The 26,562-nt window shown below is 56.7% G+C and carries 28 protein-coding genes and 1 pseudogene; 12 read left to right on the top strand and 17 right to left on the bottom strand.

What is annotated here, in order from left to right; genetic code table 11:
* Positions 1–55: 55 nt before the first annotated feature.
* Together QEP11_RS09255 and QEP11_RS09250 are read right to left on the bottom strand one after the other, a co-directional pair.
* Positions 56–1,027, bottom strand: coding sequence for a Bug family tripartite tricarboxylate transporter substrate binding protein (locus QEP11_RS09255; protein WP_284336338.1), 972 nt, complete (start codon positions 1,025–1,027; stop codon positions 56–58).
* A gap of 151 nt (positions 1,028–1,178) precedes the next feature.
* On the bottom strand, positions 1,179–2,147 hold the full coding sequence (locus QEP11_RS09250) for a Bug family tripartite tricarboxylate transporter substrate binding protein (RefSeq protein WP_284336337.1): 969 nt from the start codon (positions 2,145–2,147) through the stop codon (positions 1,179–1,181).
* A 123-nt stretch (positions 2,148–2,270) separates the two neighbouring features.
* On the opposite strand from QEP11_RS09250, the gene QEP11_RS09245 reads away from it, so the two are divergent.
* Positions 2,271–3,257 carry a LysR substrate-binding domain-containing protein gene (locus QEP11_RS09245; RefSeq protein ID WP_284336336.1) on the top strand — a complete coding sequence of 329 codons (987 nt, stop codon included), beginning with the start codon at positions 2,271–2,273 and terminating at the stop codon, positions 3,255–3,257.
* Between the two features lie 45 nt (positions 3,258–3,302).
* On the opposite strand, the gene QEP11_RS09240 is transcribed toward QEP11_RS09245, so the two are convergent.
* The 3 genes from QEP11_RS09240 to QEP11_RS09230 all read right to left on the bottom strand — a co-directional run bounded on the left by QEP11_RS09240 (position 3,303) and on the right by QEP11_RS09230 (position 6,264).
* On the bottom strand, positions 3,303–4,760 hold the full coding sequence (locus QEP11_RS09240; protein WP_284336335.1) for a sensor histidine kinase: 1,458 nt from the start codon (positions 4,758–4,760) through the stop codon (positions 3,303–3,305).
* A 66-nt stretch (positions 4,761–4,826) separates the two neighbouring features.
* The gene (locus QEP11_RS09235; RefSeq protein ID WP_284336334.1) at positions 4,827–5,504 is read right to left on the bottom strand and encodes a response regulator; all 678 of its coding nucleotides are present in this window, start codon (positions 5,502–5,504) and stop codon (positions 4,827–4,829) included.
* 262 nt (positions 5,505–5,766) lie between these two features.
* Positions 5,767–6,264 carry a MarR family winged helix-turn-helix transcriptional regulator gene (locus tag QEP11_RS09230; protein ID WP_284336333.1) on the bottom strand — a complete coding sequence of 166 codons (498 nt, stop codon included), beginning with the start codon at positions 6,262–6,264 and terminating at the stop codon, positions 5,767–5,769.
* 148 nt (positions 6,265–6,412) lie between these two features.
* On the opposite strand from QEP11_RS09230, the gene recA reads away from it, so the two are divergent.
* The 3 genes and pseudogenes from recA (at position 6,413) to QEP11_RS09215 (ending at position 8,959) form a co-directional block, all read left to right on the top strand.
* Positions 6,413–7,525 carry a recombinase RecA gene (gene recA / locus QEP11_RS09225; RefSeq protein WP_284336332.1) on the top strand — a complete coding sequence of 371 codons (1,113 nt, stop codon included), beginning with the start codon at positions 6,413–6,415 and terminating at the stop codon, positions 7,523–7,525.
* 71 nt (positions 7,526–7,596) lie between these two features.
* Complete coding sequence (gene recX, locus QEP11_RS09220; protein ID WP_284336331.1) at positions 7,597–8,049, top strand: recombination regulator RecX; 453 nt, start codon at positions 7,597–7,599, stop codon at positions 8,047–8,049.
* Between the two features lie 167 nt (positions 8,050–8,216).
* Positions 8,217–8,959, top strand: a pseudogene (locus tag QEP11_RS09215) (SDR family NAD(P)-dependent oxidoreductase).
* Positions 8,960–9,005: 46 nt separating this feature from the next.
* Here the strand turns inward: QEP11_RS09215 and yddG are convergent.
* The 3 genes from yddG to argC all read right to left on the bottom strand — a co-directional run bounded on the left by yddG (position 9,006) and on the right by argC (position 11,618).
* Positions 9,006–9,944 carry an aromatic amino acid DMT transporter YddG gene (yddG, locus tag QEP11_RS09210; RefSeq protein ID WP_284336330.1) on the bottom strand — a complete coding sequence of 313 codons (939 nt, stop codon included), beginning with the start codon at positions 9,942–9,944 and terminating at the stop codon, positions 9,006–9,008.
* 131 nt (positions 9,945–10,075) lie between these two features.
* The gene (locus QEP11_RS09205) at positions 10,076–10,387 is read right to left on the bottom strand and encodes a hemerythrin domain-containing protein (protein WP_284336329.1); all 312 of its coding nucleotides are present in this window, start codon (positions 10,385–10,387) and stop codon (positions 10,076–10,078) included.
* Between the two features lie 292 nt (positions 10,388–10,679).
* Positions 10,680–11,618, bottom strand: coding sequence for an N-acetyl-gamma-glutamyl-phosphate reductase (gene argC, locus QEP11_RS09200; RefSeq protein ID WP_284336328.1), 939 nt, complete (start codon positions 11,616–11,618; stop codon positions 10,680–10,682).
* Between the two features lie 330 nt (positions 11,619–11,948).
* On the opposite strand from argC, the gene sucC reads away from it, so the two are divergent.
* From sucC to QEP11_RS09175, 4 genes are all read left to right on the top strand, one after another.
* Entirely contained in the window at positions 11,949–13,109 is a 1,161-nt protein-coding gene (sucC, locus tag QEP11_RS09195) for an ADP-forming succinate--CoA ligase subunit beta (protein ID WP_284336327.1), read from the top strand.
* Between the two features lie 21 nt (positions 13,110–13,130).
* Entirely contained in the window at positions 13,131–14,033 is a 903-nt protein-coding gene (sucD, locus tag QEP11_RS09190) for a succinate--CoA ligase subunit alpha (RefSeq protein ID WP_284336326.1), read from the top strand.
* Positions 14,034–14,406: 373 nt separating this feature from the next.
* Positions 14,407–14,991, top strand: a complete 585-nt coding sequence (locus QEP11_RS09180; protein ID WP_349816764.1) for a pilin — start codon at positions 14,407–14,409, stop codon at positions 14,989–14,991.
* Between the two features lie 44 nt (positions 14,992–15,035).
* Entirely contained in the window at positions 15,036–15,857 is an 822-nt protein-coding gene (locus QEP11_RS09175) for a hypothetical protein (protein WP_284336325.1), read from the top strand.
* Between the two features lies 1 nt (position 15,858).
* Here the strand turns inward: QEP11_RS09175 and moaC are convergent, their stop codons facing one another.
* The gene (gene moaC, locus QEP11_RS09170) at positions 15,859–16,359 is read right to left on the bottom strand and encodes a cyclic pyranopterin monophosphate synthase MoaC (protein ID WP_284336324.1); all 501 of its coding nucleotides are present in this window, start codon (positions 16,357–16,359) and stop codon (positions 15,859–15,861) included.
* Positions 16,360–16,505: 146 nt separating this feature from the next.
* Here moaC and QEP11_RS09165 point away from each other — a divergent pair, with 146 nt between their 5' ends.
* Positions 16,506–18,044 carry a M48 family metalloprotease gene (locus QEP11_RS09165; RefSeq protein WP_413788706.1) on the top strand — a complete coding sequence of 513 codons (1,539 nt, stop codon included), beginning with the start codon at positions 16,506–16,508 and terminating at the stop codon, positions 18,042–18,044.
* Here the strand turns inward: QEP11_RS09165 and QEP11_RS09160 are convergent.
* The 3 genes from QEP11_RS09160 to QEP11_RS09150 form a co-directional block, all read right to left on the bottom strand.
* Complete coding sequence (locus tag QEP11_RS09160) at positions 18,018–18,365, bottom strand: phage holin family protein (RefSeq protein WP_284336323.1); 348 nt, start codon at positions 18,363–18,365, stop codon at positions 18,018–18,020. The two genes, QEP11_RS09165 and QEP11_RS09160, sit on opposite strands and share 27 nt — an antisense overlap.
* A 117-nt stretch (positions 18,366–18,482) precedes the next feature.
* Entirely contained in the window at positions 18,483–18,944 is a 462-nt protein-coding gene (locus QEP11_RS09155) for a hypothetical protein (RefSeq protein WP_284336322.1), read from the bottom strand.
* A 142-nt stretch (positions 18,945–19,086) separates the two neighbouring features.
* The gene (locus QEP11_RS09150) at positions 19,087–19,851 is read right to left on the bottom strand and encodes a TerC family protein (RefSeq protein ID WP_284336321.1); all 765 of its coding nucleotides are present in this window, start codon (positions 19,849–19,851) and stop codon (positions 19,087–19,089) included.
* A 392-nt stretch (positions 19,852–20,243) separates the two neighbouring features.
* Here QEP11_RS09150 and QEP11_RS09145 point away from each other — a divergent pair, with 392 nt between their 5' ends.
* Complete coding sequence (locus QEP11_RS09145; protein ID WP_284336320.1) at positions 20,244–20,654, top strand: DUF3717 domain-containing protein; 411 nt, start codon at positions 20,244–20,246, stop codon at positions 20,652–20,654.
* A gap of 80 nt (positions 20,655–20,734) precedes the next feature.
* Here QEP11_RS09145 and QEP11_RS09140 read toward each other — a convergent pair whose 3' ends face one another.
* The 5 genes from QEP11_RS09140 to def all read right to left on the bottom strand — a co-directional run bounded on the left by QEP11_RS09140 (position 20,735) and on the right by def (position 23,976).
* Entirely contained in the window at positions 20,735–21,076 is a 342-nt protein-coding gene (locus tag QEP11_RS09140; protein ID WP_284336319.1) for an AzlD domain-containing protein, read from the bottom strand.
* Entirely contained in the window at positions 21,073–21,903 is an 831-nt protein-coding gene (locus tag QEP11_RS09135; protein ID WP_284336318.1) for an AzlC family ABC transporter permease, read from the bottom strand. Before QEP11_RS09135 ends, QEP11_RS09140 begins: the two co-directional genes overlap by 4 nt.
* Before the next feature lie 3 nt (positions 21,904–21,906).
* A complete protein-coding gene (gene fmt, locus QEP11_RS09130) occupies positions 21,907–22,875 on the bottom strand; it encodes a methionyl-tRNA formyltransferase (RefSeq protein ID WP_284336317.1) in 969 nt (322 codons plus the stop codon).
* 88 nt (positions 22,876–22,963) lie between these two features.
* A complete protein-coding gene (locus tag QEP11_RS09125) occupies positions 22,964–23,473 on the bottom strand; it encodes a hypothetical protein (RefSeq protein ID WP_284336316.1) in 510 nt (169 codons plus the stop codon).
* Complete coding sequence (gene def, locus QEP11_RS09120) at positions 23,473–23,976, bottom strand: peptide deformylase (RefSeq protein ID WP_284336315.1); 504 nt, start codon at positions 23,974–23,976, stop codon at positions 23,473–23,475. The genes QEP11_RS09125 and def overlap by 1 nt, the downstream gene beginning before the upstream one ends.
* A 159-nt stretch (positions 23,977–24,135) precedes the next feature.
* Here def and QEP11_RS09115 point away from each other — a divergent pair, with 159 nt between their 5' ends.
* Positions 24,136–25,320 carry a LysM peptidoglycan-binding domain-containing protein gene (locus tag QEP11_RS09115; protein ID WP_284336314.1) on the top strand — a complete coding sequence of 395 codons (1,185 nt, stop codon included), beginning with the start codon at positions 24,136–24,138 and terminating at the stop codon, positions 25,318–25,320.
* A gap of 3 nt (positions 25,321–25,323) precedes the next feature.
* Entirely contained in the window at positions 25,324–26,478 is a 1,155-nt protein-coding gene (gene dprA, locus QEP11_RS09110) for a DNA-processing protein DprA (RefSeq protein WP_284336313.1), read from the top strand.
* The last annotated feature ends 84 nt before the right edge of the window (positions 26,479–26,562 follow it).

Here is a 26,562-nt window from a genome sequence, read left to right as displayed (position 1 = left end):
TTCAGCCACAGGGTTGCCGTGCCTTTGCTGCAGCCCTGTTCCATCGAAACACTGCTTACTCGATGCTGATATTGGCCGATGCGGCCACCGTCTTCATCTTGGTCACTTCGCTGGCAATTTGCTGGGTGAAATCCGCGCTTGAAGTGCCCGATACATACAGGCCTTGGGCATCCATGCGCTTTTTCACCACCGGGTCTTGCAAGGCCTGAGCCACCGCTTTTTGCACACGTTCTATTTGCGCCACTGGTGTGTTCTTGGGAGCGACCAGCCCAAACCAGGAAGGGTCATTGAGCTCCGGATGCCCCACTTCCTTGTAAGTCGGCACATCGGGCAGCACAGGCAAGCGCTCGGACCATGACACCGCAATCGCACGCAACTTGCCCGACTGGACATGAGGCAGCGAAGACGCTACTTGGTCAAAATAGACTGGCACCTGGCCTCCCAGCACATCATTGACCGCAGGGCCTGCACCACGATAGGGAATGTGCACCATCTCCACGCCCGTGGCCTTGATGAACTGCGCACCCCACATGTGGCCAATGGTGCCGTTACCGGGTGTGGCATAGCTGACCTTGCCAGGGTTGGCCTTCAGGTAAGCCACCAGTTCCGCGAAATTCTTCACAGGCACCACAGAGGGGTTGACGACAATCACACCCGGGGCCTTCACCACCTCTGTCACACCCACAAAGTCTTTCACCGCGTCATAAGGCAGCTTTTTATAGACCGCAGGATTCACGCCATGCGTGGACAAGGTAGCTACGCCAAAGGTGTTGCCATCGCTCGCGCGCGCCACTTCCGCCATTCCAATCGAGCCACCTGCACCAGCCTTGTTCTCGATCACGACAGGTTGCCCCATCAGCTTACCCAGTACATCCTGAAGATTGCGAGGCACCATGTCCGTGGCACCACCAGGAGGGAAAGGCACCACGATGCGCAATGCTGCGCTCTCTTGTGCGCTAGCCACCCAAGGCAGGCTGGCTGCAAAAGCAACCGCTGTTACGGAGGTGAAAAAGAAACGACGCTGCATACAACTCACCTTTCAAGCAATAAAACCTGCGCAAATGCGCCAATCACACTACTTGTATGCAAGCAATATGCCAATCCGCTCATCCCTGATAAGGCATAAGAAAACCCGCAGGCTTACGCACTGCGGGTTGGCAGGAAGGGCGGGCAGTGAATCAGTTCACACTGATGTTGGCCGATGCAGCCACGGTCTTCATCTTGGCCACTTCGCTGGCAATTTGCTGGGTGAAGTCCGCACTGGAAGTACCCGATACATACATGCCTTGGGCGTCCATACGTTTCTTCACAGCCGGATCCTTCAAAGCTTCAGCCACAGCCTTTTGCACACGCGCCACTGTTTCAGCAGGAGTGCTCTTTGGAGCAACCAAGCCGAACCAGGAAGGATCGTTCAGCTCTGGATGACCCACTTCCTTGTAAGTGGGGACATCAGGCAGCACATCCAGACGTTCGCTCCAGGAAACGGCAATGGCGCGCAGCTTGCCACCCTTGATATGCGGCAGCGAAGAGGCCACCTGGTCAAAGTACACAGGCACCTGGCCGCCAAGCACGTCGTTAATGGCGGGACCTGCACCACGGTAAGGAATGTGCAGCATGTCTACACCCGTGGACTTGATGAACTGCGCGCCCCACATGTGGCCAATGGTGCCGTTGCCAGGCGTGGCATAGCTGACCTTGCCAGGGTTGGCCTTCAGATACGCAACCAACTCTGCAAAATTCTTGGCAGGAATCAGCTTGGGATTGATCACGATGACGCCAGGAGCCTTCACGATCTCTGTCACACCCACAAAGTCTTCGATAGCGTTGTAAGGCAGCTTGGTGTAAACGGCGGGGTTCACGCCGTGGGTCGACAGCGTCGCAATGCCGAAGGTCAGGCCATCGTTGGAACGGGCCACTTCGGCCATGCCAATGGAGCCACCTGCACCAGCCTTGTTTTCAATGATGACGGGCTGGCCCAGCAATTTGCCCAGAACGTCCTGCATATTGCGGGGCACCATGTCGGTGGAGCCGCCCGCGGGAAAAGGCACAACGATGCGCAACGGGCGTGTATCTTGGGCCATGGTCATGCCAGATACAGAAACTGCAGCGGCTGCAGCTACAGCGGAGAGAAAATGACGACGTTGCATCGTGGGGCTCCCATGTCGAAAAAACGGGTTATCTATAAGACCAGTGCATAAGGTTAGGGTAAATCCTCATCTCGACCAAACAAATAGTCCTATTGTTATGATTCCATCAAGGAATATCGAACAGTGCCTACTAGCTTACTTCCATTGCGCCGCCTGACGCCGCCCGTGCATTTGCTGCGCGCTTTCTCCACGGTTGCGCGGTTCGGAGGTGTATCTCGCGCAGCCGAAGCCCTGCACCTGACACAAAGTGCGGTAAGCAAGCAGATCCAGGAATTGGAGAAGTGGGTCGGCGTGGATTTGTTTGAGCGCAGCCGCAAGCGCCTCACGCTCACACCAGCGGGCGAACGGTATGAAAAGGCCGTGCGTGCGCTGCTTTCACAGCTGGAGTCGGCCACGCTGGAGTTGATCACCAGCACGGACGGCGGCGGCGCATTGCACCTGTCCACCCTGCCTACGTTTGGCGCGAGTTGGTTGATTCCGCGCTTGCCACAATTTCAGCAGCAGCACCCGCAGGTCACTCTGCACTTCGTTCCCTACGCGCAAGGCTATGATTTTGAAAGCCCAAGCCTGGACTGCTCGATCCTGTTTGGCGAAGGACACTGGCCCGGCGCACGCGCCCACTATCTGGATGGGCAGGACGTTGTGCTGATTGCCCCCCCTCCCAGCTTTGGTGGGCCTGCTATCAACAGCCCACGCGACGTGGCCCAGTACACACGCTTGCGCCACCTGACCATTCCTCACGCCTGGATGACTTGGGCCCAAGCCTGGGATGTGCACAATCTAGACCCCCTGGCTGGACTGCAATTTGACCAGTTCCAAACCATTATTCAGGCAGTGATGGCAGGCATGGGCGTGGCTCTGGTACCGCGCTGTCTGGTGGAAGCACAAATTGCTCAAGGCTTGGTGAGCGAGGCCCTGCCCAATCATGGCCTGGTTAGCAACCTGGGCTACTGGCTGTGCTACCCCGAGTCACGCGCCAACATTGCACCGCTGGTTGCATTTCGCAATTGGCTGCTACAACAAGCGCGACCACATAAAGAGCCCACCGCCAGCAGCCTGGCCACCCAGCAAAAATTTCGCGGCAAGCTGCGCTCCAGCATCAGTGATTAACGCCCATTCGCTTCAGTGAACGGACACTCCTGCATCGTCGCAAACTCAAGACGGTGGCGTGGAGCGCATCGCACGAAAGCGCACCGTGAACAAAGCACCTGGCGGCTGGCGTTGTGGTTGCGCATCGTCAAGCAATACTTCTGCATCGTGCTGCCGCGCAATCTCCTGCACGATCGGCAGGCCTAGACCGGAGCCATCCGCTTCGGAGCCCAACGCACGATAAAACGGCTGGAACACCAGATCGCGCTCTTCCTTAGGCACTCCAGGACCTGTATCTTCCACCTGCAGCAACACTACACGCGCGAACACATCAGGAAGTACGCGTGCAGTCACCACAGCAGGCATTTCAGGGCTGGATGGGCTGTAGTTGATGGCGTTGCTCAGTAGATTGCGAATCATCTCTTTGAGCAAGGTGGCATTGCCCTGCAACCATACGCCCGCGTCGCCGGACTCCGCACCCTCATAGCCCATATCCACATGGCGTTCCATAGCCAGCGGCAACAAGTCCTGCATGACCTCAATCACCAAGGCTGCAAGATCGCAAGGTGCCCGTTGCAGCCCTGAGCCTGCACCTTCAGCGCGCGCCAATGACAAAAGCTGATTCACGGTATGCGTGGCACGTATGCTGGAGCGACCTATTTGCTCCAGCGAGCGCTTGAGCTCATGGGTACTTGTACCTTCGCGCTGCGCCAGATCGGCCTGCATGCGCAGACCCGCCAAAGGTGTTTTGAGCTGGTGCGCCGCATCAGCCAAAAAACGTTTTTGCGTGGCCAGCGATTCATTCAGGCGGCGCAGCAAATCATTCACCGCATCCACCAACGGCACCACTTCCATGGGCACGCCACGGTGATTCAATGGCGATAAATCCTCTGGTTTTCGCGCACGGATACGCTCTTCCAGCCGGCTCAGTGGCTTGATACCCCGCGCCAGCGCCAGCCATACCAGCAGCACCGCCAGCGGCAGGATGACAAACTGAGGCAGCATCACCCCCTTGATGATTTCCGCCGCCAGAACACTGCGTTTTTCACGCGTTTCCGCCACCTGTACCAAAGCCATGGCGTCTTTGTTCGATAACGGCAAGCGCAACCACATGGACGCCACGCGAATATCAATGCCACGCAACTCGTCATCGCGCAGCACAACCACGCCTGACATGCTCTCATCGCTCAAGTAAGCTGGCGGAAAATCACGGTCTCCAGCCACAAAGTTGCCTTTGGGGTCACGCACCTGATAGAACACCATGTCGGACTCATCAGCGCGCAGGATTTCTGAAGCTGGCTGGGGCAAGTTGAACTGAATCCGCCCGTCCGGCTCCACCATGATCAGCTGCGCCAGGGCGTGCACGTTGTACTCCAGCGCACGATCAAATGGCTTGTTGGCCAGCGACTGCGCCACCAGCCAAGTCAGCGCCAGACTCACCGGCCACAGCAACAGCAAGGGCGTGAGCATCCAGTCCAGAATTTCTCCGAACAAGGATCGCTGTTCTCGCTGGAAAATTTTCACGTTGCTGGCTCTTGGCCCATGGCTGTCGCAATTGAGCGCCGACGAAACAAACGCCCTAGCTTCGGATTATTCAGTCTGGATCTTTTCGAGACAGTAGCCCAGCCCACGCACCGTGGCAATACGAATCGGGCCACGTTCAATCTTTTTGCGCAAGCGATGGATGTACACCTCAATGGCGTTGTTACTCACCTCTTCGCCCCACTCGCACAGGCGCTCCACCAGCTGGTCCTTGCTGACCAGGCGCCCGACACGCTGCAGCAGAACTTCCAGCAAACCCAGCTCACGTGCAGACAGCTCCACCATCTTGCCGTCAATGGTGGCCACGCGGCCAGCCTGATCGTAAATCAAGGGACCATGCTTGATGGTGCTGGTGGCACCGCCCATGCCACGGCGCGTCAATGCGCGCACACGCGCCTCAAGCTCTTGCAGACTGAAGGGCTTGGCCATGTAATCATCCGCACCGAAGTCCAGCCCCTGAACACGCTCGTCGACGCTGTCAGCGGCCGTCAAGATCAGAACCGGCAAGGCGTCGCCGCGCCCTCGCATACGTTTGAGCACTTCCAGCCCGTGCATGCGTGGCAGGCCCAGATCCAGAATCAGCAAATCAAACTGATTGTTGGTCACCAACGCCGTATCGGCCTCAATACCGCTGGCCACATGGTCCACGACCGCGCCAGCGCCGCGCAGGCTGCGCAACAGGCCATCGGCCAATACTTGATCGTCTTCTGCAATGAGGATGCGCATCGCTTGTCTCCTTGCTGCGCCGCGATCTCTGTCGCAGGCTGCAGCGTCCATGTCAATTCAGGCTGGTGCCCATTCATCACTACCAACCACTTTTCCCCATGCACATCGCCGTAGCTTGCTTTGCCGCACCAGACTCTACTCAAGGCCATGTGCATAGGGCATGGACACCACTTGTCAGATTCATTCTAGGAGCCGCTCCCCCACCGCCCTACAGGTATTTACGCGGGTGCTGCGGTGCAGCACCCGCATTGCTTGATCAGAGTCAAGCGATATCCCCTGCATCGCTGCCGTAGGCCTCCAGACCAATGCGTACCACTGTGGCAATGTCTTCGCCCACTGCCTCCACAAACTCTGCCTCCGCCTGCTGCACCGCACGCTGAAATGCCCAGTGCCACTCGCGCCCGGCGTCGGTGTATTGCACGCGCTTGGCCCGCCGATCATGCGGATCCGCCTCACGCCTGACCAATCCCCAAGCCTCACACTGATCCACAAGATCAAGCATGGCCTGCTTGCTCATGCTGGCACGTGCGGCCAAATCCGTGATGCGGTCACCGTCCAGCGACAAATGCCTAGTGATGTGTATGTGCGCCGCTCCCACCTTGTCTCGTGCTGCCAGGTTGGAAAGTGCCAACGGTGTTTCGTCGTCTTGCGCCATCAGGCTGCGTACACGCGCATCAAACTTGCGCATGGCGTGGCCCAGCAAACGGCCAAAGTGTGTTTGCCGCCATGCTTCATCAAGCGGTGTAGTTACAGCCTTCATAGATAAAGTCAGTTTAAAGAATAGTCAAACAACTTGACTATATATTTTTCAAAAAGACCATACACTACTGTTCAAGCATCCAGCCTGTAGACAAGTACAGGGGGTGCACTTGTGAAGTCCACCCTCATTTTTCTTCAAGGAAACCGCCATGAACGCCATCGCCCGCAACACCGACGCCAACAGTGAAAAAGCCAAAGCACTGGCTGCAGCACTCGCACAAATTGAAAAACAGTTTGGCAAGGGCACCATCATGAAACTGGGCGAAGGCGAAGCCGTGGAAGACATCCAGGTGGTGTCCACCGGTTCTCTGGGCCTGGACGTAGCCTTGGGCGTGGGTGGTCTGCCCCGTGGCCGTGTCATCGAAATCTATGGCCCTGAGTCATCCGGCAAAACCACACTGACACTGCAGGTGGTTGCAGAAATGCAAAAAATCGGTGGCACCTGCGCCTTTATCGACGCCGAACACGCACTGGACACCAGCTATGCCCAAAAACTGGGCGTCAACCTCAACGAGGTACTGATCAGCCAGCCCGATACCGGCGAGCAGGCGCTCGAAATTGTGGACAGCCTGGTGCGCTCTGGGGCCGTGGATCTGATCGTCATCGACTCGGTGGCCGCTTTGGTCCCCAAGGCAGAAATCGAAGGCGAGATGGGCGATAACCTGCCCGGCCTGCAAGCGCGCCTGATGTCCCAGGCACTGCGCAAGCTGACAGCCACCATCAAGAAGACCAACTGCACCGTCATCTTCATCAACCAGATCCGTATGAAGATTGGCGTCATGTTCGGCTCCCCCGAAACCACTACCGGCGGTAACGCCCTGAAGTTCTACGCATCCGTGCGTCTGGACATTCGTCGCACCGGCACGATCAAGAAGGGGGACAACGCTATCGGTAACGAAACCAAGGTCAAGGTGGTCAAAAACAAAGTTTCGCCCCCCTTCAAGACGGCGGAGTTCGACATCCTTTTTGGCGAAGGCATCAGCCGCGAAGGTGAAATTCTGGACATGGCCGTGGACGCCAAGCTGCTGGACAAATCGGGAGCCTGGTATGCCTATAACGGCGAAAAGATTGGCCAAGGCCGCGACAATGCCCGTGAATTCCTGAAAGAGAACCCCGCGCTGGCCGTTGAAATCGAAAACAAGGTGCGTGAGAGCCTGGGCATCAGCCTGATCCCTGTGGCCGAAAGCGAGGCTGCAGCCAAGCCCGGCAAAGGCAAGAAAGCCGACAAGAACGCCCCTGACGAAGATGGCGTGATCGGCTGATCCCCTCAAAGAACCAGCTGCTAGCGCTTTGATCCAGGCGCTAGCAGCTATTTTTTTGGAGAACACGCACCATGGGATTCGACAAAATTTCGCTCACAGGCCGTGCGCTCAAATACCTCTCACAGCGTGAACACTCGCGCCTGGAACTGGAACGCAAGCTCTCATCCCACGTAGAGGAAGGCGAGGATTTATCCGCAGTGCTCGATGCGCTGGAGGCCAAGGGCTTCATCAACTCCGAGCGTGTCGCGCAATCGGTGCTCTACCGCCGCAGCAGCAAGCTGGGCAATGCCCGCGTGATGCACGAGCTACGCAGCAAAGGACTGGATGACGAAACCCTGCATGCTGCAGCCGAACAACTCAAAGAAACCGAGCACGCACGTGCGTGGGATGTGTGGCAGCGAAAATTTGGCACCGTAGCCAGCACACCGCAAGAGCGCATGAAGCAGATGCGCTTTCTCGCCAGCCGCGGCTTTGGCGGCGACATAGTGAACAAAGTGCTGCGCGGTCAGGCTCCGCAGGAATAGCACCTCCTTGGCGTCGACAACACCGGCGACAAAGCCAAGATTTGCAGCTGAGAAGAGATGCGAAACCACAACGCATCAGGCGTGATGCTCACGGGCTTAAGAGACAGAGTGCACACGCTGAGCCTCTCATAATGCAGGGCTGTAGCACCGCCCACACCTGTCCTCCCATGCATTCCTCACTCCCCGTGGCCTTGGTCACAGGCTCTACGTCAGGCATTGGTCAAGCCATTGCACACCGGCTTTCCCAAGATGGCTACGCCGTGATCTTGCATTCGCGCAGTTCCGTTGCTGCAGGCAGGACGATGGCACAAGCAATGGGTACAGCAGCCTACCTTCAGGCGGACCTGTCCATCGACGCCGAGCGTGTTCGATTAATTCACGAAGCTGTTGCCATCTGGGGACGCCTGGATGTACTTGTCAACAATGCAGGCATCAGCCATGTCATTGCCCATGACGATCTCATGGCGGCCACACCAGAGATCTGGCACTCCATGCATGAAGTGAATGTTGTGGCGCCATTTCGTCTAGCCGCCGAAGCGCGCCCTGCCTTGCTCCAGGCGGTGGCGCGTGGCAAACCAGCTTGCATCATCAATATCAGCTCACATGCTGGTGTGCGGCCCAAAGGGGCTTCAATTCCTTACGCTGCCAGCAAGGCCGCGTCAACCATACCACCCGCTTGCTCGCGCGTGCGCTGGCTCCAGATATCCGTGTCAACGCCGTCGCCCCGGGGCTTGTTGATACCCCTCTGACAGCTGACTGGACGCAGACACAAAAGCTTTGGCGAGAACATTCGCCCATGCGCCGTGCAGCCAAGCCGCAAGACATTGCCCAGGCTGTCTCCATGCTCGTGGCCTCAGATTATTTGACGGGCGAAATTTTGCTCTCTGACGGTGGCTTGAACCTCACCTGATGTTTGGTTGCATGGTGATACAGAATCTGCGGTGACTTGCTTCGCTTTAACGCCCACGCGTTGCCCACCAGCACACCAGCGAGCCACCGGTAATCAACACTGCGCCCTGCCAAAACGGCAAACCAGGTTGCACCGCCAGCCACACACTGGCCCACAGTGCCGAAAGCACAGGGGTGAAATAGGAACCTGCAGCTAGCACTGCCAAATTGCCGCGCTGAATGCCGTGTTCCCAGCAACCGTAGCCCAGCGCGGTTAATGCCCCCACTGACAGCACTTGCCCGGCAACACTCCAGCTCCACTGCATAGCCACGGTATCCAGAATGAGCCACTGCAACCACAGCAAGGCTGCCGTCAGGAGCATGAACAATCCAACCCCGTTGAAACCACCTCCGTGGATGCGCGCCAGCACCGAATAGGTGGGCCACATCAAGGCTGCGCCAAAAGCCAGGGTATAGGCAATAGGATTGGCCGCCACATGCGCTGCAAAGCTTTGCCACCACGGCACCTCAGAAGCCTGTGCGCCTTCTCCCACCACCAGAACCAAGCCCCACAAACACAGGGCTGCACCAGGCCACAGCCACCAACGCGCATGCTGCTGGCGGCAAACCACGGCCAGCACAATCGTCAAGCAGGGCCAGAGGTAATTGATCATGCCCAGCTCCATGGACTGGGGGCGGTCATGAGCCAGACCAATTGCCACTGACAAACAGATTTCATACAGCGCAAACAGCAGCCCACACACCACCAGATACACCCGTGAGACGCTGCGCAGTTGCGCTCGCCCGGGAACTCCGTTGACCAGCAAGACCAAGATCGCGCTGACGGTATAGAGTACCGCCGCGCCGCCAAGTGCCCCCAGGCCTTCGGCGACAGAACGTATCAGCCCGACCGTGCAGCTCCAGCACAGCACAGCCACAAGGCCAACCACAGTGGCACGACGCACACTGGCCGCGTCTTTAGCCACGGGTGTTGCAAAAGAAGTCATGTAATAGCAATCATCAATATCAAAAACGGAGCAGCTCAGGCTTTATGAGCTGGCTTTGCAAGGACTTTAGAGCGCATTGGCACCAAATCCCCGCGGAGCCTTGAGAATTCCAGCAACTGCAGCTGCGCCGGTCATTGACCAGTCACATTGCATCGCAAAACGATGGGCTTGCCACCCATGGATGTTTTAGTCATCCATGCCACCAAAGCGCAATCCTGATAATCGTACGCCCATGGAACCAGGCCAACAGTCCGTGCCCCCGATCTTGCACCAGTAAAGCGCCAGCCTTGCCTTGCCACCAGCTCGGTCACCTCTTCCACCGATTCAAGCAACGGGGCCTGCTCACCAATATGACAGACACGCGGAGGAAAGCTGATTGAGCGCATCCATTCATCTTCCAGGTGAAAGTGGCTTTGCGCATGCGCCGCAAAGGCGGAGCGCATCAGCCATAGTCTCATCCGTGCAAGGCCAGCAAGCCCTGCGCAACCATGTAAAACTCTTCATACACAGCATCCATGGACGATAACCCTGCAACCGGGCATCAGACCACAACACGCTGCTATCTGTCCTGGGGACCGGGGCAGCAAGATCGCGCTTCGCCGTAGGCGCGGTATCGCACATGGTCGATTTGTCTCCAGTATCTTTACCGTCTATTACGCACGCTATTTTCAATGCACACAGCAAAACAGCCGCGCATGGCGGCTGTTTTGCAATGGACTGTGCAGCCAGGGCTGCTTACAGGTCCAGCATCAGTTGCAGATTTTGCACGGCGGCCCCGCTGGCGCCCTTGCCCAGATTGTCTAGGCGAGCAATCAAAACGGCTTGTCGGTGCTGCTCATTGGCAAATACGCGCAATTCCAGATTATTGGTGTTCGCCAAGGTATCAGCTGCCAGCTTGTTGTCTTCGGTAGGTGGCAGCACCTTCACCCACTGCGCGGGCGTATTGGTCTTGGCATAGTGACTGGCCAGCGCATCGTGCAGGTCCTGCGCCTTGGGAGCCCCCGGCAACAGGTCCAGATGCAGAGGCAGTTGCACCAGCATGCCCTGGGCGTAGTTACCCACCGCAGGTATGAACACAGGGCGGCGCGTCATGCCGCTGTACTGCAAAATTTCCGGGATGTGCTTGTGCGCCAAGCCCAGGCCATAAGCTTCATATGGAGCAGCACTGCTGTTGTCGGCTTCGTAAGCCTCAATCATGGCGCGGCCACCGCCGGTATATCCCGACACCGATGGCAAAGCCACAGGATAGTCCGCGGGCAGCAAGCCCGCATCTACCAGCGGGCGCAGCAAGGCAATCGCGCCAGTAGCGTAACAACCAGGATTGGAGACACGCGTAGCGTTCTTCACGGCATCCAGCTGCCTCGCGCACAGTTCAGGGAAGCCATATACCCAGCCTGATGCCACACGATGCGCCGTAGAAGCATCGATGATCTTGATGGCACGGCCAGTTTCTGCCGTGATGCTGTCCACCATGGCCGCAGTCTCCTTGGCGGCATCGTCGTGCAGACACAGAATCACCAGATCCACCTCTGCAATCAGGGCACGCTTGGCAGCGGGATCTTTGCGCATCTCGGGCGCAATGCTGATCAGTTCAACACCAGCCATACCCTGCAAGCGGTCACGAATCTGCAGACCCGTGGTGCCGGCTTCGCCATCAATAAAGACTTTGGACATCTCAACGCTCCCGCGCTCCTTGGCGCATCTGTACCGCTTGCGCGGCTCCATCAAAAAAATGGATTTTCGCTGCTATTGAACAGCGTGGAAAAAAAGAAAGTTTTGCGCCTCTTTTTTAGGGGTAAACCCGCATACCTCATTGACGTCCTACTTGCCTTTCCTGCTTCCCACCTACGTATAAATATACGTAGATCCCACTTAACAAAGCACTTTTTCGTTGCAATGCAGCATGGTACATTCTTTGATTGCCATGTCATACGAGCCCGGCTCCGCATGTTTAGGCAGCAGGAAAACGGGCATTTCTCCCTCCGTTTCAGAGAGACAAGACTCATGAAGATTCATGAATACCAAGGCAAGGAAATCTTGCGTCAATTCGGTGTGCCAGTACCCCGTGGCATTCCGGCATTCACCGTCCAGGAAGCTGTAGAGGCAGCGCAAAAGCTTGGCGGCCCAGTCTGGGTGGTGAAGGCGCAAATCCATGCTGGTGGCCGCGGCAAGGGCGGCGGCGTGAAGGTGGCTAAGACCATCGAAGACGTGAAAACACTGGCCGAGCAAATCCTCGGCATGCAACTGGTGACCCACCAGACTGGCCCTGAAGGCCAGAAAGTTCGTCGTCTGTACATCGAAGATGGCGCCGACATCAAGAACGAGTTGTATGTGTCGCTGGTGACCGACCGCGCTACGCAAAAGGTGGCCTTGATCGCCTCCAGCGAAGGCGGTATGGACATTGAAGAAGTGGCCCATTCCACCCCCGAGAAGATCATCACCGAGATGATCGACCCGCTGACCGGCATCACCGAAGCGCAATCGCGCAAGGTGGCAGCAGCCATCGGCCTGGAAGGCAAGTCCATTGACCAAGCCGTAGACATCTTCGCCAAGATCTACAAGTGCTACATGGACACCGATGCATCACTGGTGGAAATCAACCCCCTGAACTGCGACTCCAAGGGCGACCTGATGGCCCTGGACGCAAAGTTCAACTTCGACTCCAACGCTCTGTTCCGTCATCCCGAGATCGTGGCTTTCCGCGACCTGGACGAAGAAGACGCTGCTGAAATCGAAGCATCCAAGTTTGATCTGGCCTACATCTCGCTGGACGGCAATATCGGCTGCCTGGTGAACGGCGCTGGCCTGGCCATGGCGACTATGGACACCATCAAGCTGTTCGGCGGCGAGCCAGCCAACTTCCTGGACGTGGGTGGTGGCGCCACAGCCGAGAAGGTCACCGAAGCCTTCAAGATCATGCTCAAGAACCCTGAAGTCAAGGGCATCCTGGTCAACATCTTCGGCGGCATCATGAAGTGCGACACCATCGCCACCGGCGTGGTCACCGCTTGCAAGGCCGTGAACCTGTCCGTGCCACTGGTGGTGCGCATGAAGGGCACCAACGAAGAGCTGGGCAAGCAAATCCTCAAGGATTCCGGTCTGCCCATCATCGCTGCCGACACCATGGCTGAAGCCGCGACCAAGATCGTTGCTGCCGTTAAGTAATACGCCCCCGGAGATACACACATGTCGATCTTTATCAACAAAGACACCAAAGTCATCACCCAGGGCATTACTGGTAAGACTGGCCAATTCCACACTGAAAAGTGCCAGGAATACGCAAATGGCAAGAACTGCTTCGTGGCAGGCGTGAACCCCAAGAAGGCGGGCGAGCGCATTTTTGACATCCCAATCTATGGCTCCGTCAAGGACGCTGCCAAAGACACTGGCGCCACCGTTTCCGTGATCTATGTGCCACCAGCAGGCGCTGCTGCCGCCATCTGGGAAGCCGTGGAAGCCGATCTGGATCTGGCCATCTGCATCACCGAAGGCATTCCAGTGCGCGACATGCTGGAAGTGCGCAACAAGATGAAGGCCAAGGAAGCCGCTGGCGGCAAGAAGACCCTGCTGCTGGGCCCCAACTGCCCCGGCCTGATCACGCCTGACGAAATCAAGATTGGCATCATGCCCGGTCACATTCACAAGAAGGGCCGCGTGGGCGTGGTTTCGCGCTCCGGCACCCTGACGTACGAAGCCGTGGCACAGTTGACAGAACTGGGCATTGGCCAGTCTTCTGCTGTCGGCATTGGTGGTGACCCCATCAACGGCCTGAAGCACATCGACGTGATGAAGGCATTCAACGACGATCCAGACACCGACGCTGTCATCATGATTGGTGAAATCGGCGGCCCCGACGAAGCAGAAGCCGCTCAGTGGTGCAAGGCCAATATGAAGAAGCCTATCGTGGGCTTCATCGCTGGCGTGACCGCGCCTCCCGGCAAGCGCATGGGCCACGCCGGCGCCTTGATCTCAGGTGGTGCTGACACAGCCGATGCCAAGCTGGCCATCATGGAAGAGTGCGGTTTCACCATTACCCGCAACCCTTCTGAAATGGGCCGCCTGCTGCAAGGCCTGCTCAAGAAGGCCTAAAGCCTCGCTGCCACGATCTGGGCCAAGCAGATCGTATTCTTCAAAAAAGCCAGCCCTTTCAGGGCTGGCTTTTTTGCTTCTAATCAAACACTCTCAATTCAGTGATATCAAACCAGCTTTCAAATTCAATCCAAATGATTTGAGTCAAAATTCAAAACCATTTATTAAAATACTAGAAACTCTAAGCACCGAATACTTTCATCCACAAATGACAAAAAAGTAATCCAAATGATCTGAATCAATTCTCATCTGACGCATATTGTTAGATTCTGAGTAGAGATGACAAACTTTCACGTTTTTACCTCTTAAAAGTGCTGGCACAGCATTTGCTGCTTATAGCGCGTACTTTGTTTTTCTTCACTAGGAGCTTTTTATGAAGCGTACGATGCAAAAGGGTTTTACCCTGATTGAGTTGATGATTGTGGTGGCAATCATCGGTATTTTGGCTGCGGTGGCTTTGCCTGCTTATCAGGATTACACCGTGCGCACACGTATTTCTGAAGGCCTCAGCTTGGTGGAAACCGCCAAACTCAAACTCGCCACTGAGGGCATGGGCTCTTTGCGTGATATGGGTCGTGCGACATCCGAGTGGAACGCGCAGGCTGGCGACGTGGGTGCAAGCTCTAAGTTCGTCACCTCCATTCAGTTTGCAGGTGCACCTGCAGCTGATGCCGATCCAGCTGTACAGACAGAAAACCCAGTAATTACCATCACCTATGAGGAAGATGTTGTAGGCCTTACTGCTGCCACCAACACCCTCACTTTGACACCCTGGGTTCGTTCAGGTGAAGGCAACGGTGTTGGAGAGACTGCCCTTGATGCTGTGACTAACGGCCGACTTGGCACCTTGGATTGGGGTTGTTCATCTGATGCCAACACCACAGCAGTAGCGGACGGTATCACCATTACTACAGCAGGCACCGTTCCTGCGCGTTTTGCGCCTGCGCAGTGCCGTTAATTAAACACGTCTGTTGTAATTAATTGACCAAAAGGATCCCTTCTTTGGGATCCTTTTTAATTTCCGCTCCTCTGTTCTTTGCTCTTATGTCTCTTCCAAGAAATCGCTTTAACTTTGCACTGAAAGCATTGGGCATTCATGTTGCTTTACTTTCTGCGATTCTTTTATCCATTGTTTGGGTAACACTCTGCTACTGGATTCCAGCCCCTTACCAACGACTTGTTCAGACACCTCAGCTATTTATAATTTTTTTCCTCGTCAATATAGCTTGTGGCCCCTTACTCACGGTCATATTGGCCAACCCCAAAAAAGCAAAAAAAGAGCTTTGGCTGGACTTTAGTCTCGTTGCACTAATCCAATTGGGAATGTTGACTTACGGCATGTACACCATCGCCAATGCCCGACCTATTGCACTAGTATTTGAAGTGGACCGTTTTGTGCTGGTAATGGCTTCACAAATAGAGAAAAAAAAATTGCCGCTCGCACCACAAGAATACCAAACCCTGCCTTGGAAGGGGCCCAATTTATTAGGCACACGCATCCCTTTAGACGCTGATGAAAAGCTGCGCAGCATTGAGCTATCCATTCGAGGTATTGAGCCCAGTACTCGCCCTGCATGGTGGCAAGACTACGAACTCAGTCGGCCGCAAGTTATCAAGCGTATGCACAATCTACAAAGTCTGTTCCAGCGCGTATCAGCTCAGGATCGCCAGTTGATAGAGACAGAACTTCAAAAAACCCAGCGCACCTTACAAACAACTTTTTATCTACCTCTCGTATCTAGCCTCCAGGTCGATACCTGGATCGTGCTACTGGATACACAAGCCAATATTGTTGGCAATGTCGCTGTCGAAGGCTTTCAGTAGGCTAGCAGATTGCAATAAAACTCCCCGACTTGCCTCCATGCTTCTCCAGCACGCGCACACCCTCTATCGCCATTCCTTTGTCCACCGCCTTGCACATGTCATATACCGTGAGCAAGGCAATTTGCACGGCAGTCAGCGCTTCCATCTCCACGCCGGTTTTGCCGTGCAGCTCGACGGTGGCTTCGCAGCGCACGGCATTTTCTTGCGCCAGTAATTCGAAATCGACCGCTACGCGCGTCAGTGCCAAAGGGTGGCACAGGGGGATCAGATTGCTGGTTTGCTTGGCAGCCATGATGCCGGCAATGCGTGCAATGCCCAGCACGTCGCCTTTTTTGGCTGTGCCTTTCTGTATGATCTCCAGCGTTGCGGGCAGCATCACAATCTTGCCCTCCGCTACAGCAATGCGGTGTGTCGGCTGTTTAGCGCCCACATCCACCATATGCGCTTGGCCATGTGCGTCAAAGTGGGTAAGACCGTCATTGGGAAGCTGCTTATCGTTCATGGTGGTTTCAATTCATCAGACTCAAAAGGCCGCCAGTGCATTCTTGCTGGCATTACAAGCGTGTAAAGCTGGGAACACTGGCGCAATGCAGGCATCATAAGAGTCTGTTCTTGCCTCAGATGGCCTTGTGCCTTTTGCTTGTGCCCATGACTTCTGCTTTTACCCGCTTGACTGCCCCTGTACTACGCAACAGTTTGTTGGCGCTGGCCTTGAGCGCGCCGCTGTGGCAGCTGACACCCGCCCAGGCGCAAGTCGCGCTGCCCAATATGGGTGACGGTGCAGAGATGACCACCAGTGAGGAACGCCGCCTTGGCGACCGCATCATTCGATCGCTGTATCGCGACCCCGACTTCATCGACGATCCACAGCTACATGCCTACGTAATGGGTATCTGGCACCCGCTGGTACAAGCAGCCAAAGCGCGTGGAGACCTGTCTGCGGAGCTGGAAGAGCGTTTTGCCTGGCAAGTCCTGCTGGGGCGCGACAAAAGCATCAACGCCTTTGCCCTGCCCGGTGGCTATCTGGGAGTTCACCTGGGGCTGATTGGTGTGGTTTCGAGCCGTGATGAGCTAGCCACCGTGCTCGCGCACGAACTCACCCACGTCACGCAGCGTCACATTGCACGCATGTTTGGTGAAGAAAAGAAAAATCTACCCTTCCTTATTGCGGGCATGGTGTTGGGCGCTTTGGCAGCCAGCAAGCATCCTGATGCAGCCAATGCCATGATTGTGGGCGGCCAGGCCGCCGCCATTCAAAACCAGTTGAGCTTTTCTCGCAGCATGGAGCGCGAGGCTGACCGTATTGGCTATAGCTTGCTGGCCCCTGCGGGCTTTGCGCCACAGGGCGCAGTCAGCATGTTTGAGAAGCTGCAGCATGCCAGCCGCTTGAACGACAACGGAAGCTGGCCTTACTTGCGCAGCCACCCACTGACCACCGAGCGCATCGCTGATATGCAAACCCGTGTCCCGCATGACCAGGGCAAGCCCCCAACCTCCACCATGGAGCACGCCATGATGGCGGGCCGTGCACGCGTGCTCAGCCGCCCAGGTACAGACAAATTGCGCCAATGGATCCAGTTGCCCCAGATGAGTGAGTTTGCGCAACGCGATGCCAGAGAGCAAGCCGCCCAGTTGTATGTGGCAGCCTTGAGCCAGCTGGAGCTGAAAAATGTGTCCCAGGCACGGGGGCTATGGAGCCAGCTGCACGCGCACGTCCAAGCCACAGGCGATGCAGCAGCCAAGCAGCAGGTTCAATGGCTGGGCGCTGAAATAGAGCTGGCCGCCAGACAACCCACAGCGGCATGGCATTTGCTGGAAGATACGGATTTGCGCGGTGTGGTGAAGCGCCCCACTTTGATCTTGGGGAGCCAGGCGCTGCTGGGCATCGGGCAACCGAACAAAGTATCGGACCGCCTGCAATCCTGGGTGGTTGAGCACCCGCAAGATGCCACGGCCTGGCGCTTGCTCTCTCAGGCCTGGCAAGCCCAGAATCAGAGCCTGCGCGCAGTGCGTGCAGAAGCGGAAGCCCACGTCGCGCATTACGATTACGCTGCGGCAGTAGACCGCTTCAAAGCAGCTCAAGACCTAGCACGCCGCGGCCAAGGCGACCACATTGAAGCCTCTATCATCGACACGCGCTTGCGCAGCGTGGAAGATTTGCTAAGGGAACAGGCGCGCGAGAAGTGACTCGATGACCATACCGAGCAGTGAATAAAGGATGGCCCCCCAGACTGCTGCCCAAAAACCGGTCACATGCAACCCGCCCAGCAATCCCGAAGCCGCCCAGAGCATCAGGCCATTGATCACAAACAGGAACAATCCCACAGTGACCAGTGTCACTGGCAACGTCAGCAGAACCAGCAGTGGGCGGACCAGAGTATTGAGCAAGCTGATAACAATCACAGCCAACAGTGCAGAGCCAAAGCTTTGAACCTGAACACCGCTGAATACCGCAGCTACCAGCAACAGTGCAGCCGCACTGAGCAGCCATTTAAGCATTAGTTTCATACTGCCCAGCATAGCAGGATGACGGGACACAGGCATACGAAAGCAATGTGTGTAACCAAAGAAAAAAGGGCCCCATTGGGGCCCTTCGCAAGTCATCACAAACAAGCTACGGGATTTTCAAGCCGCCAGCGTTTCACCTACCAGCACCGTCCACAGCGCTCCTACGCCTGTCAACGTTCCTGCCAACTTGCGCATAGGGGCCATGGAAATGCTGGGCTTGGGCGCTACGCCCTCATGCATCTTGGGGCGGCGCATGTCGATCAGCTGCGTTTGCACGCCGTGTTCAGCATGCAACGCTTCCAGCAGTTCTGGCAATGGGCCACGAGCCAGCACGGTACTGACCTTCACGCCATGTGCATCAAGGACTGGCACACACTCCTGAAACAGGCGCTCCGCCCATTTGTTGCGCCAGTTTTCACGAGAACGATTGCTTACAAACCTGCTCACGCGATGGGTGATACGGGGTGCGCACCCGACCAATATCCAGTGCGAACGCGAAGCTTGTGGCGCTTTCACCGCAGTCTCCAACAACAGTTGGGCGTATTCGGCATCGTCTACGTACGCGATGATGGTATCCACGGCATCTTCCTTGGCAAACAAAGAAATTAAAGAATGACTTCTCAGTAAAAAGCCCTGCTGGGACTCGCAAGAAAACACTTGGTTCCGTTGCAATGCCAACAGCAGGGCCTGGTATTAGCGCACCTAAAGCGCCAATGTACTTTTAGTGGGCAGTTTCAGACTTCGCCTTCTTGGCTGCGACCATCTTGCCCAGCACCAACACCAGCAAGGCGCCACCCACATGAGCCACCCAGTAAATAGGCATGGAAGCGTTGAAAATGGCCATACCCTTCTCGTCAGCAGCCAGCAGCTTGGGCGCCCATGTCCACTTATCAGGGTTCACGAACAACGGATCGGTCACCAGCATACCGCCAGCAATCCAGCCCAGCAACATGCCGCCCGCCACTATGATCATGGGGTAGCGTTCCATCAGCTTGATGACCAGCTGCGAGCCCCACACGATGATCGGGATGGAAATCAACAGGCCCAACACGATGAGCAGCATCTGGTGCTCGCCCGAACTCTGGGCGGCTCCAGCAATCGCAATCACGTTGTCCACCGACATGACCAAGTCTGCCACGATGATGGTCTTGATCGCAGCCAGCAGCTTGTCGCTGCCTTGGATGTTGTCATGGCTTTCTTCATCCGGGGCGATCAGCTTGATACCAATCCACACCAGCAGCAAAGCCCCCACCAGCTTCAAGGCGGGCAGCGCCAACAGAACCATGGCAAAAGCGATCAGGATCACACGCAGCACGATGGCACCGGCTGTACCGTAGATGATGCCCTTGCGGCGCTGCTCAGGTGGCAGCTTGCGGCAAGCCAGCGCGATCACGACCGCGTTATCGCCACCCAACAAGATATCGATGATGATGATTTGCCCCAAAGCAATCCAGAATGGGGCATGGGTCAGGAAATCCAAATCCATATAAAACCTCAGTTGAAAACTACAGATGCGTTTTTACACATCCAGCAGATACTTTACGCATGTTCACCGGGGAGAAGTCTTTCGCGATACAGGGCAAGGCCTGCTCACTATGGGAGCTTCTTTGGGAGACCATTTGTAATCAGTCGCCCAAAGGTCTTGCCCGCAAGATCCTGATGGATCCCACCTGACAAGCCGGAAACCGTGGTTTCGTATTGACGACCTGCCAATCCGCCGGGTAGCGGCCGAATTGCGCGGCCCGGCGGGGAGCTACTCCCCTTTGAAGGGGGCAATTTAAACACAAGTCGCGCTGCTTTGCGCACAAATGTGCATGTGGATTATGCGGATGTACTGCCTCAGTCTTGCCCACTATCGCGTAGTACCCTTGGTACAACATGGAGCACATTCATATCACTGATCTAGAGGCTGCCATCAACTACTGGCGCTTACGCAGCCCGCCTGCAGCCAACATGGCGTTGCCTGACCCCACCAGAGCATTGGCCGAGGTCTATGCCTCAATGATCGTGCGCCGCGCCACCGAAATCACTCCGCAGTCGCTGCCGGACCCAGCCTTGCAAGCTTGGCTGGACTGGTATGACACCCAGCCTGACACGCCGTGTATTGCCATTTGCTCAACAAGCCAGGGGGACAGTCTGTGCAAAGGCTGCGGACGCAGCTTTGAAGAAGTGCAGCAGTGGCTCGGCATGACCCCATTTGCCAAGCGCGCGGTATGGCGGCGCATCAACGAAGAAGGCACCGCCTTGCGTTTTACACGCTACGCGGAGCGGGCCACAGAAAACAAATAGTAAGACGCTGTCACAGCTTGTCCGCACTACCCGAACATCGCTGACCGGCTGATATCCCGGAGCTGCCTCGCCGCAGCGCTCTACCAGCCCAGGCCAATGTGCAGTGGCAGATATACGGCCATGCCCACCAAGATGGTGCCCAAAATGCCCCTTTGGAAAAAAAAGTACAAAGTCGCACACAGTGCCGCTGGCAAGCGGGCATCGGCCAGGGAAGTGATCAAGGCACCATCACTCATCAGCAACTCTGGAGCGATCACCGCCGCCAAAGCAGCCAAAGGCGCATATTTCAGCCCGCGCTTGAACCATTCGGGCATGGGAACTTCCCGCTTGGGAATCATGAAAAAGGCACGTGTCACCAGGGTCACCACCGCCAAACCCAGCGTTGCGACCCATGGCCAGATGCCTGACAGCGCCTCGTTCATGAGTGTTCCTTATCACTGACACGCTCAGGCAAAGGCAGCACGGGGTGTTTTTCGCCTTTCTGAGGGTCTGGTGGCCGAATGGCAGGTGCAGGCCGCAAGCGTGCCACGCGACGCTCTGCCGCCTCCATCAGCAAACCTGCAGTCACTGCCGCAGCAATCGCAACCAGGATATTCATCTTGAGCGGCAGTGCGAACGTGGCAATGGCGGCACCGCATGCCACCAGACATGCCACCCATGTCGCTTTTTCTTTGAGCATGGAATACAGCACACCCAGCAAAGCCAGCACCCCAGCAAAGCCCAAGCCCCACTCCAGCGGAATCACATTCGCCAGCAAAATGCCTGCAATCGATGCAACCTGCCAAAACACCCAGTTGGCAGTGGCGGCTCCCCAGAAAAACGGTAACTGCTCGGGCTTTTTCTCCGGCGTAGGGTAGCGCTGCGCGAAAGCCACAAAGATGATGTCGCCGCTAAAGTAACCCAGCGTCAGCCGGTGCGCCAGCCGCAAATGCCCAAAGTAATGGCGCCACATGCTGCTCAAAATCACAAAGCGCAAATTGACGCAGGTGGCAGTAAACCACACCACCCACATGGGAGCGCCCACCACGAGCAGCGGCAGGATTGCCAGCTGGGCACTGCCTGCATACACGATGAGCGACATAAAGATCGCCAGTGGTAGTGACATCCCTGCCTTGACCATGGCCACACCCGTGACCAAGCCCCACGCGCCGATGCCAAGCATGGTCGCCAGCACAGCATGAATGCCTTGCTTGAAAGCTGGATCTTGTGCAATGCCTACGGCACGGCGCTGCAAAGCACGGGTGCTCATGATCTAGATAGCATCTGGAGAGCTCAGCAAAGCCCCGATCGGCAATTCAAAGCCACGCAAAAAGTCTGCTGCGGCCAGACGTTTGCCACCCGCACGCTGTAACTGCGTCAGCCGCAAGGCACCATTGCCACATGCAACGACAACACCATCTGCGCCTGCGGACAACACAGTGCCAGGCTGTGCTGCCCCTGCATAAGCCTCCGGTGCAGCGGCCCACAGTTTGATAACTTCGTGACCCAACTGCGTAGCTCCACCAGGGAATGGGTTGAAGGCCCGCAAGCGGCGGTCCAGCTCCAGCGCCGACAAAGTCCAGTCCATCCAGCTTTCTGCTTTTTCGATTTTGTGCGCGTAAGTCACGCCTTCAGTCGGCTGAGGCGTTCGCGTCAAGCCACCACAGGCACTCATCTCCAGCGCCTCCACAATCAGTCGGCCACCCAAGTCCGCCAGTTTGTCGTGCAGGCTGCCTGTGGTGTCTGTACTACTGATCGGCAAGCGCTCCACCAGACACATATCGCCGGTATCCAGGCCGATATCCATCTGCATGATGGTGATGCCAGTTTCTGCATCTCCCGCTTCAATCGCCCGGTGAATGGGCGCTGCGCCACGCCAGCGCGGCAGCAACGAACCGTGAATATTCAAGCAGCCTTTGGGCGGCAGATCCAGCACCCACTGCGGCAGGATCAAGCCATAGGCCGCGACCACCATGACATCGCCCTTGGCGTCGAGCAAGGCCTGGCGTGCGGTGGCTGCATCCTCAGGATATTTCCCGTCCAAACGCAAACTCAATGGTTGCTCTACGCGTATGCCATGCGCCAGCGCACACTGCTTGACAGGGGAGGCCTGCAGCTTCATCCCGCGCCCAGCAGGACGGTCAGGCTGCGTCAACACCAGGGGCACCTCAAAACCCGCATTGAGCAGACGCTCCAAGGCCACACGCGCAAAGTCGGGCGTGCCAGCAAAAATTACTTTCATGCGTTCCATCCAGGAGAAAACTACTGTGGCAGGGCGCTGATTGCCGTGCGTCAACTGCACCGTGGCAGAGCAATGCCGCTATCTATCGTTAGTTGCGTCGATCTTCATCGTTGCGCATTTCATCCATCAGCATCACGCGCTGCACCACCCCCTGCGGATCGACAAAGACATGTGCTTGCCGGTCGATGCCATTTTCGTAGAGCCGGTAGGTCCAGATATCGCCCTTGAAGTTGGCCACGTGCTCCACCAGCGCAGGCTTGCCAAAGTAGTTGAAAACGCTTTCACGATTATCCACGCCAGGCTTCAAAGCGTAAAAGTGCGCCTCTTTCAGCACTTGTTCAACATGCTGAAGGCGCTGCTGCACATCAAACACCATGTGATAAACCTGCTGACCCGCAGGCTGGCGGCTGTATATCCAGCGCACGCCGCCGTCTGGCAGCTGTACGCGCACATGAGGCGCCCCCATATCCTGGGCAACCTGCTGTGCTGATGTGCCCGGCTTTTGCCACTCAGGTACTGCACATGCGCTCAGCGTGGCAGCGCAAACGGCTGCCAGCGCCCAGCGCCACCATCCTGTGATCACTGGGCCGGCTCGCATTAGCGTGCCTTTTGCATCTTGACCATCTTGGTTTTGATGCGGTTGCGTTTCAGGGGGGAAAGGTATTCAACGAACACCTTGCCCATCAAATGATCCATTTCGTGCTGGATACATACCGCGAGCAAGCCTTCAGCTTCAATCTCGCGGGAGTGACCGTTCTCATCCAATGCGCGCACCTTGACCGAAGTTGAGCGCTCTACCCCATCGTAAATACCGGGAACAGACAAGCACCCTTCTTCGCCAACCTGCTTTTCATCGCTGGCCCACAGCAGTTCAGGGTTGATCAATACCAACTTTTGGTCACGATCTTGCGAAACATCAATGACGATCAGGCGCTCATGGAAGTCCACTTGGGTAGCTGCCAAACCAATGCCTTGAGCGTCATACATGGTCTCGAACATATCCTCGATCTGCGTACGGATACGGTCATCCACCTGTTCCACAGGCTTGGCCACCTTGTGCAGGCGAGGATCAGGAAAGCAAAGAATAGGAAGTAAGGCCATGGCAGATTTTTGAAAATATGTCTCTATTTTCGCCACTTTCCACGTTTGACGCAGCGCAAGTTGCGCATACGCATTGCCCTACCAAGGCCATGGAATCAGAATCATCGAGATTTATCTACACAAAACGGCACATCAAGCCGTGACCAGAGAGGGAAAAACATGAAGGGAAATGCCACTACTTGTGTCTTGACGATGGGAGCCGTGCTGTGCGGTGCCATCAGTGTGGCGCAAGCCCAGACCTTTCCTGTCACACAAGGACAGCGAGTCACCGCACAACAAGTAGCCCAACAAGGTGTGCCACTTTCAGCCCTGAGCCCCAGCGCCCCTGATAGCTATACCGTGCAACGTGGGGACACGTTATGGCGCATTTCTGGTTTATTCCTGCAACAGCCTTGGCGCTGGCCCGAGCTGTGGGGCATGAATCTGCAAGCCATTGCCAACCCCCACCTGATCTACCCAGGCCAGATTCTCTATCTGGAAAAATCTGGTGGCTACGCACACCTGACCACCTCACGCAATGGCGACGGCGGCACTATCAAACTATCACCGCGTGTACGCAGTGAAAGCCTGTCCGACATGGCATTGCCAACTTTGCAAATGCACATCATCGAAGCGTTCATGAGCGAACCTTTGGTGGTCGACAGCGACACCCTGGCCAGTGCCCCACGCATCATTGCAGGCGACGATGAGCGCATGATGCACTCCCCGGGAGATCGAGCCTATGTGCGTGGCCCTGCTGAAGCACCCTTGTTGCATGAGCATGGTGCAACCACCGCATATCGCATCTTCCGCCAAGCTGTACCGCTGCGTGATCCGATCACCCGCGAAGTCTTGGGCTACGAAGCGCAATATGTCGGACGCGCACAGCTGGAACACGGTGAGACACCACAGGAAGCCACAGCGGAAAGTACCTCACCCACTTACCTGCCCGCGACCATCTCTATCACTCGGACCAACGAGGAGCTGCTCGCCGGCGACCGGCTGCTGCCTGAACCGCCCCGCGAATACGTCAACTTTGTACCGCACGCTCCACAAGGCGAACTCACCGCACACGTTGTCTCCATTTATGGCAGCACCGCTGTGCAATATGCCACCCAACACCAAGTCGTGGCTATCAACAAAGGCCGTCAAGATGGTGTTGCACCTGGCATGATTCTTTCTTTGATCACCAAGGGGCAAAAGATCAAGGACAGAACCGATCCAGAGCGCCCCACCGTGCAACTGCCTGATGAAGAAAACGGTTTGGCCATGGTCTTCCGTTGCTTTGACCGCGTGTCTTACGCGCTGATCATGGACGTTCGCCGCGGTGCCCAGGTGGGGGACAAGCTCACCAATCCGCGCTAAGCCATGAACGCAGCCATCCCGCCTTGGGAGCCCAAAGAACTGGAGGCTTGGTTGCGCCTGGCGTTAACACCCAGCGTTGGCAATGCTGCTGCACGGCGTCTTTTGGCGAGTTTTGGGTCCCCCACGGCCATCTTTCAGGCTTCTTTGGCCGAGCTTGAGACTTGCGTCAATAGGGCCCAGGCCAAACGGTTGCGTGATTCGCCAGAGGCACTTGCCCCCGCTCTCGAAGCTACCTGGCGATGGCTGCATGACGACTCCACCGACGCGGCCCACGCTCTCATCACCTTGGGTGACCCGCGCTATCCAGAGAGCTTGCTGCACATCGCAGACCCTCCGCTGATGCTGTATGTCATCGGACCTGCGCTCTGGCTGCAACGTAATGCTCCCTTGCTTGACTGGCAACGCAGCATTGCTATTGTGGGCTCTCGCAATCCAACACCACAGGGCGCAGACAATGCCTTCCAGTTTGCCCGGCATCTTGGCACACAGGGATGGTGCGTGGTCTCCGGCCTGGCTCTGGGCATTGATGGCGCAGCGCATGAAGGAGCGCTGTCGGTCGAGGGGCGCATCCTCTCGACCGCAGCCGTAGTAGGCACCGGTGTTGACCATATCTACCCCCGGCAGCACAAACAGTTGGCACACAGGCTTGTGCAAAGCGGCTTGCTGATCAGTGAGTTTCCGCTGGGCACGCCTCCCGCGGCCAGCAATTTCCCGAAGCGCAATCGCATAATTTCTGGACTTTCGCGGGGCACCCTGGTGGTTGAGGCTGCCTTGGCCTCAGGCTCACTCATCACGGCGCGTACCGCCTCTGAGCAAGGCCGCGAAGTATTTGCCATCCCGGGCTCCATCCATAGCCCGCAAGCCCGTGGTTGCCACGCACTGATTCGTCAGGGCGCCAAACTGGTTGAACATGCCCGGGACATTCTGGAAGAATTCACTGATTGCATCCCTACGCCCACTGAATCCATGCCCTCCTGCTCCACACCTGAACACCCCTTGCTGCTCGCCATGGGCTACGACCCGGTACATCTGGACACCCTGTCTGCCCGCACAGGATGGAGCACGGCTGACTTGCAGGCACAGCTGCTGGAGCTGGAGCTGGATGGCCTTGTCAGCCGGCTGCCCGGAGGCCTTTATCAGCGCACGGTCCACGCCTAGCCCCCGCACCTAGCGCGGCCGTTCAACACCAAACACTAAAAAAGGCACCTTGCGGTGCCTTTTTATATTCATGCCTGCAGTGAC

This window comes from Comamonas halotolerans (genome assembly GCF_030162935.1).
GTDB classification, from domain to species: Bacteria; Pseudomonadota; Gammaproteobacteria; order Burkholderiales; family Burkholderiaceae_C; genus Comamonas; species Comamonas halotolerans.
The sequence above is the reverse complement of the archived record's forward strand: the minus strand, read 5'-3'. Positions and strand labels throughout refer to the sequence as shown.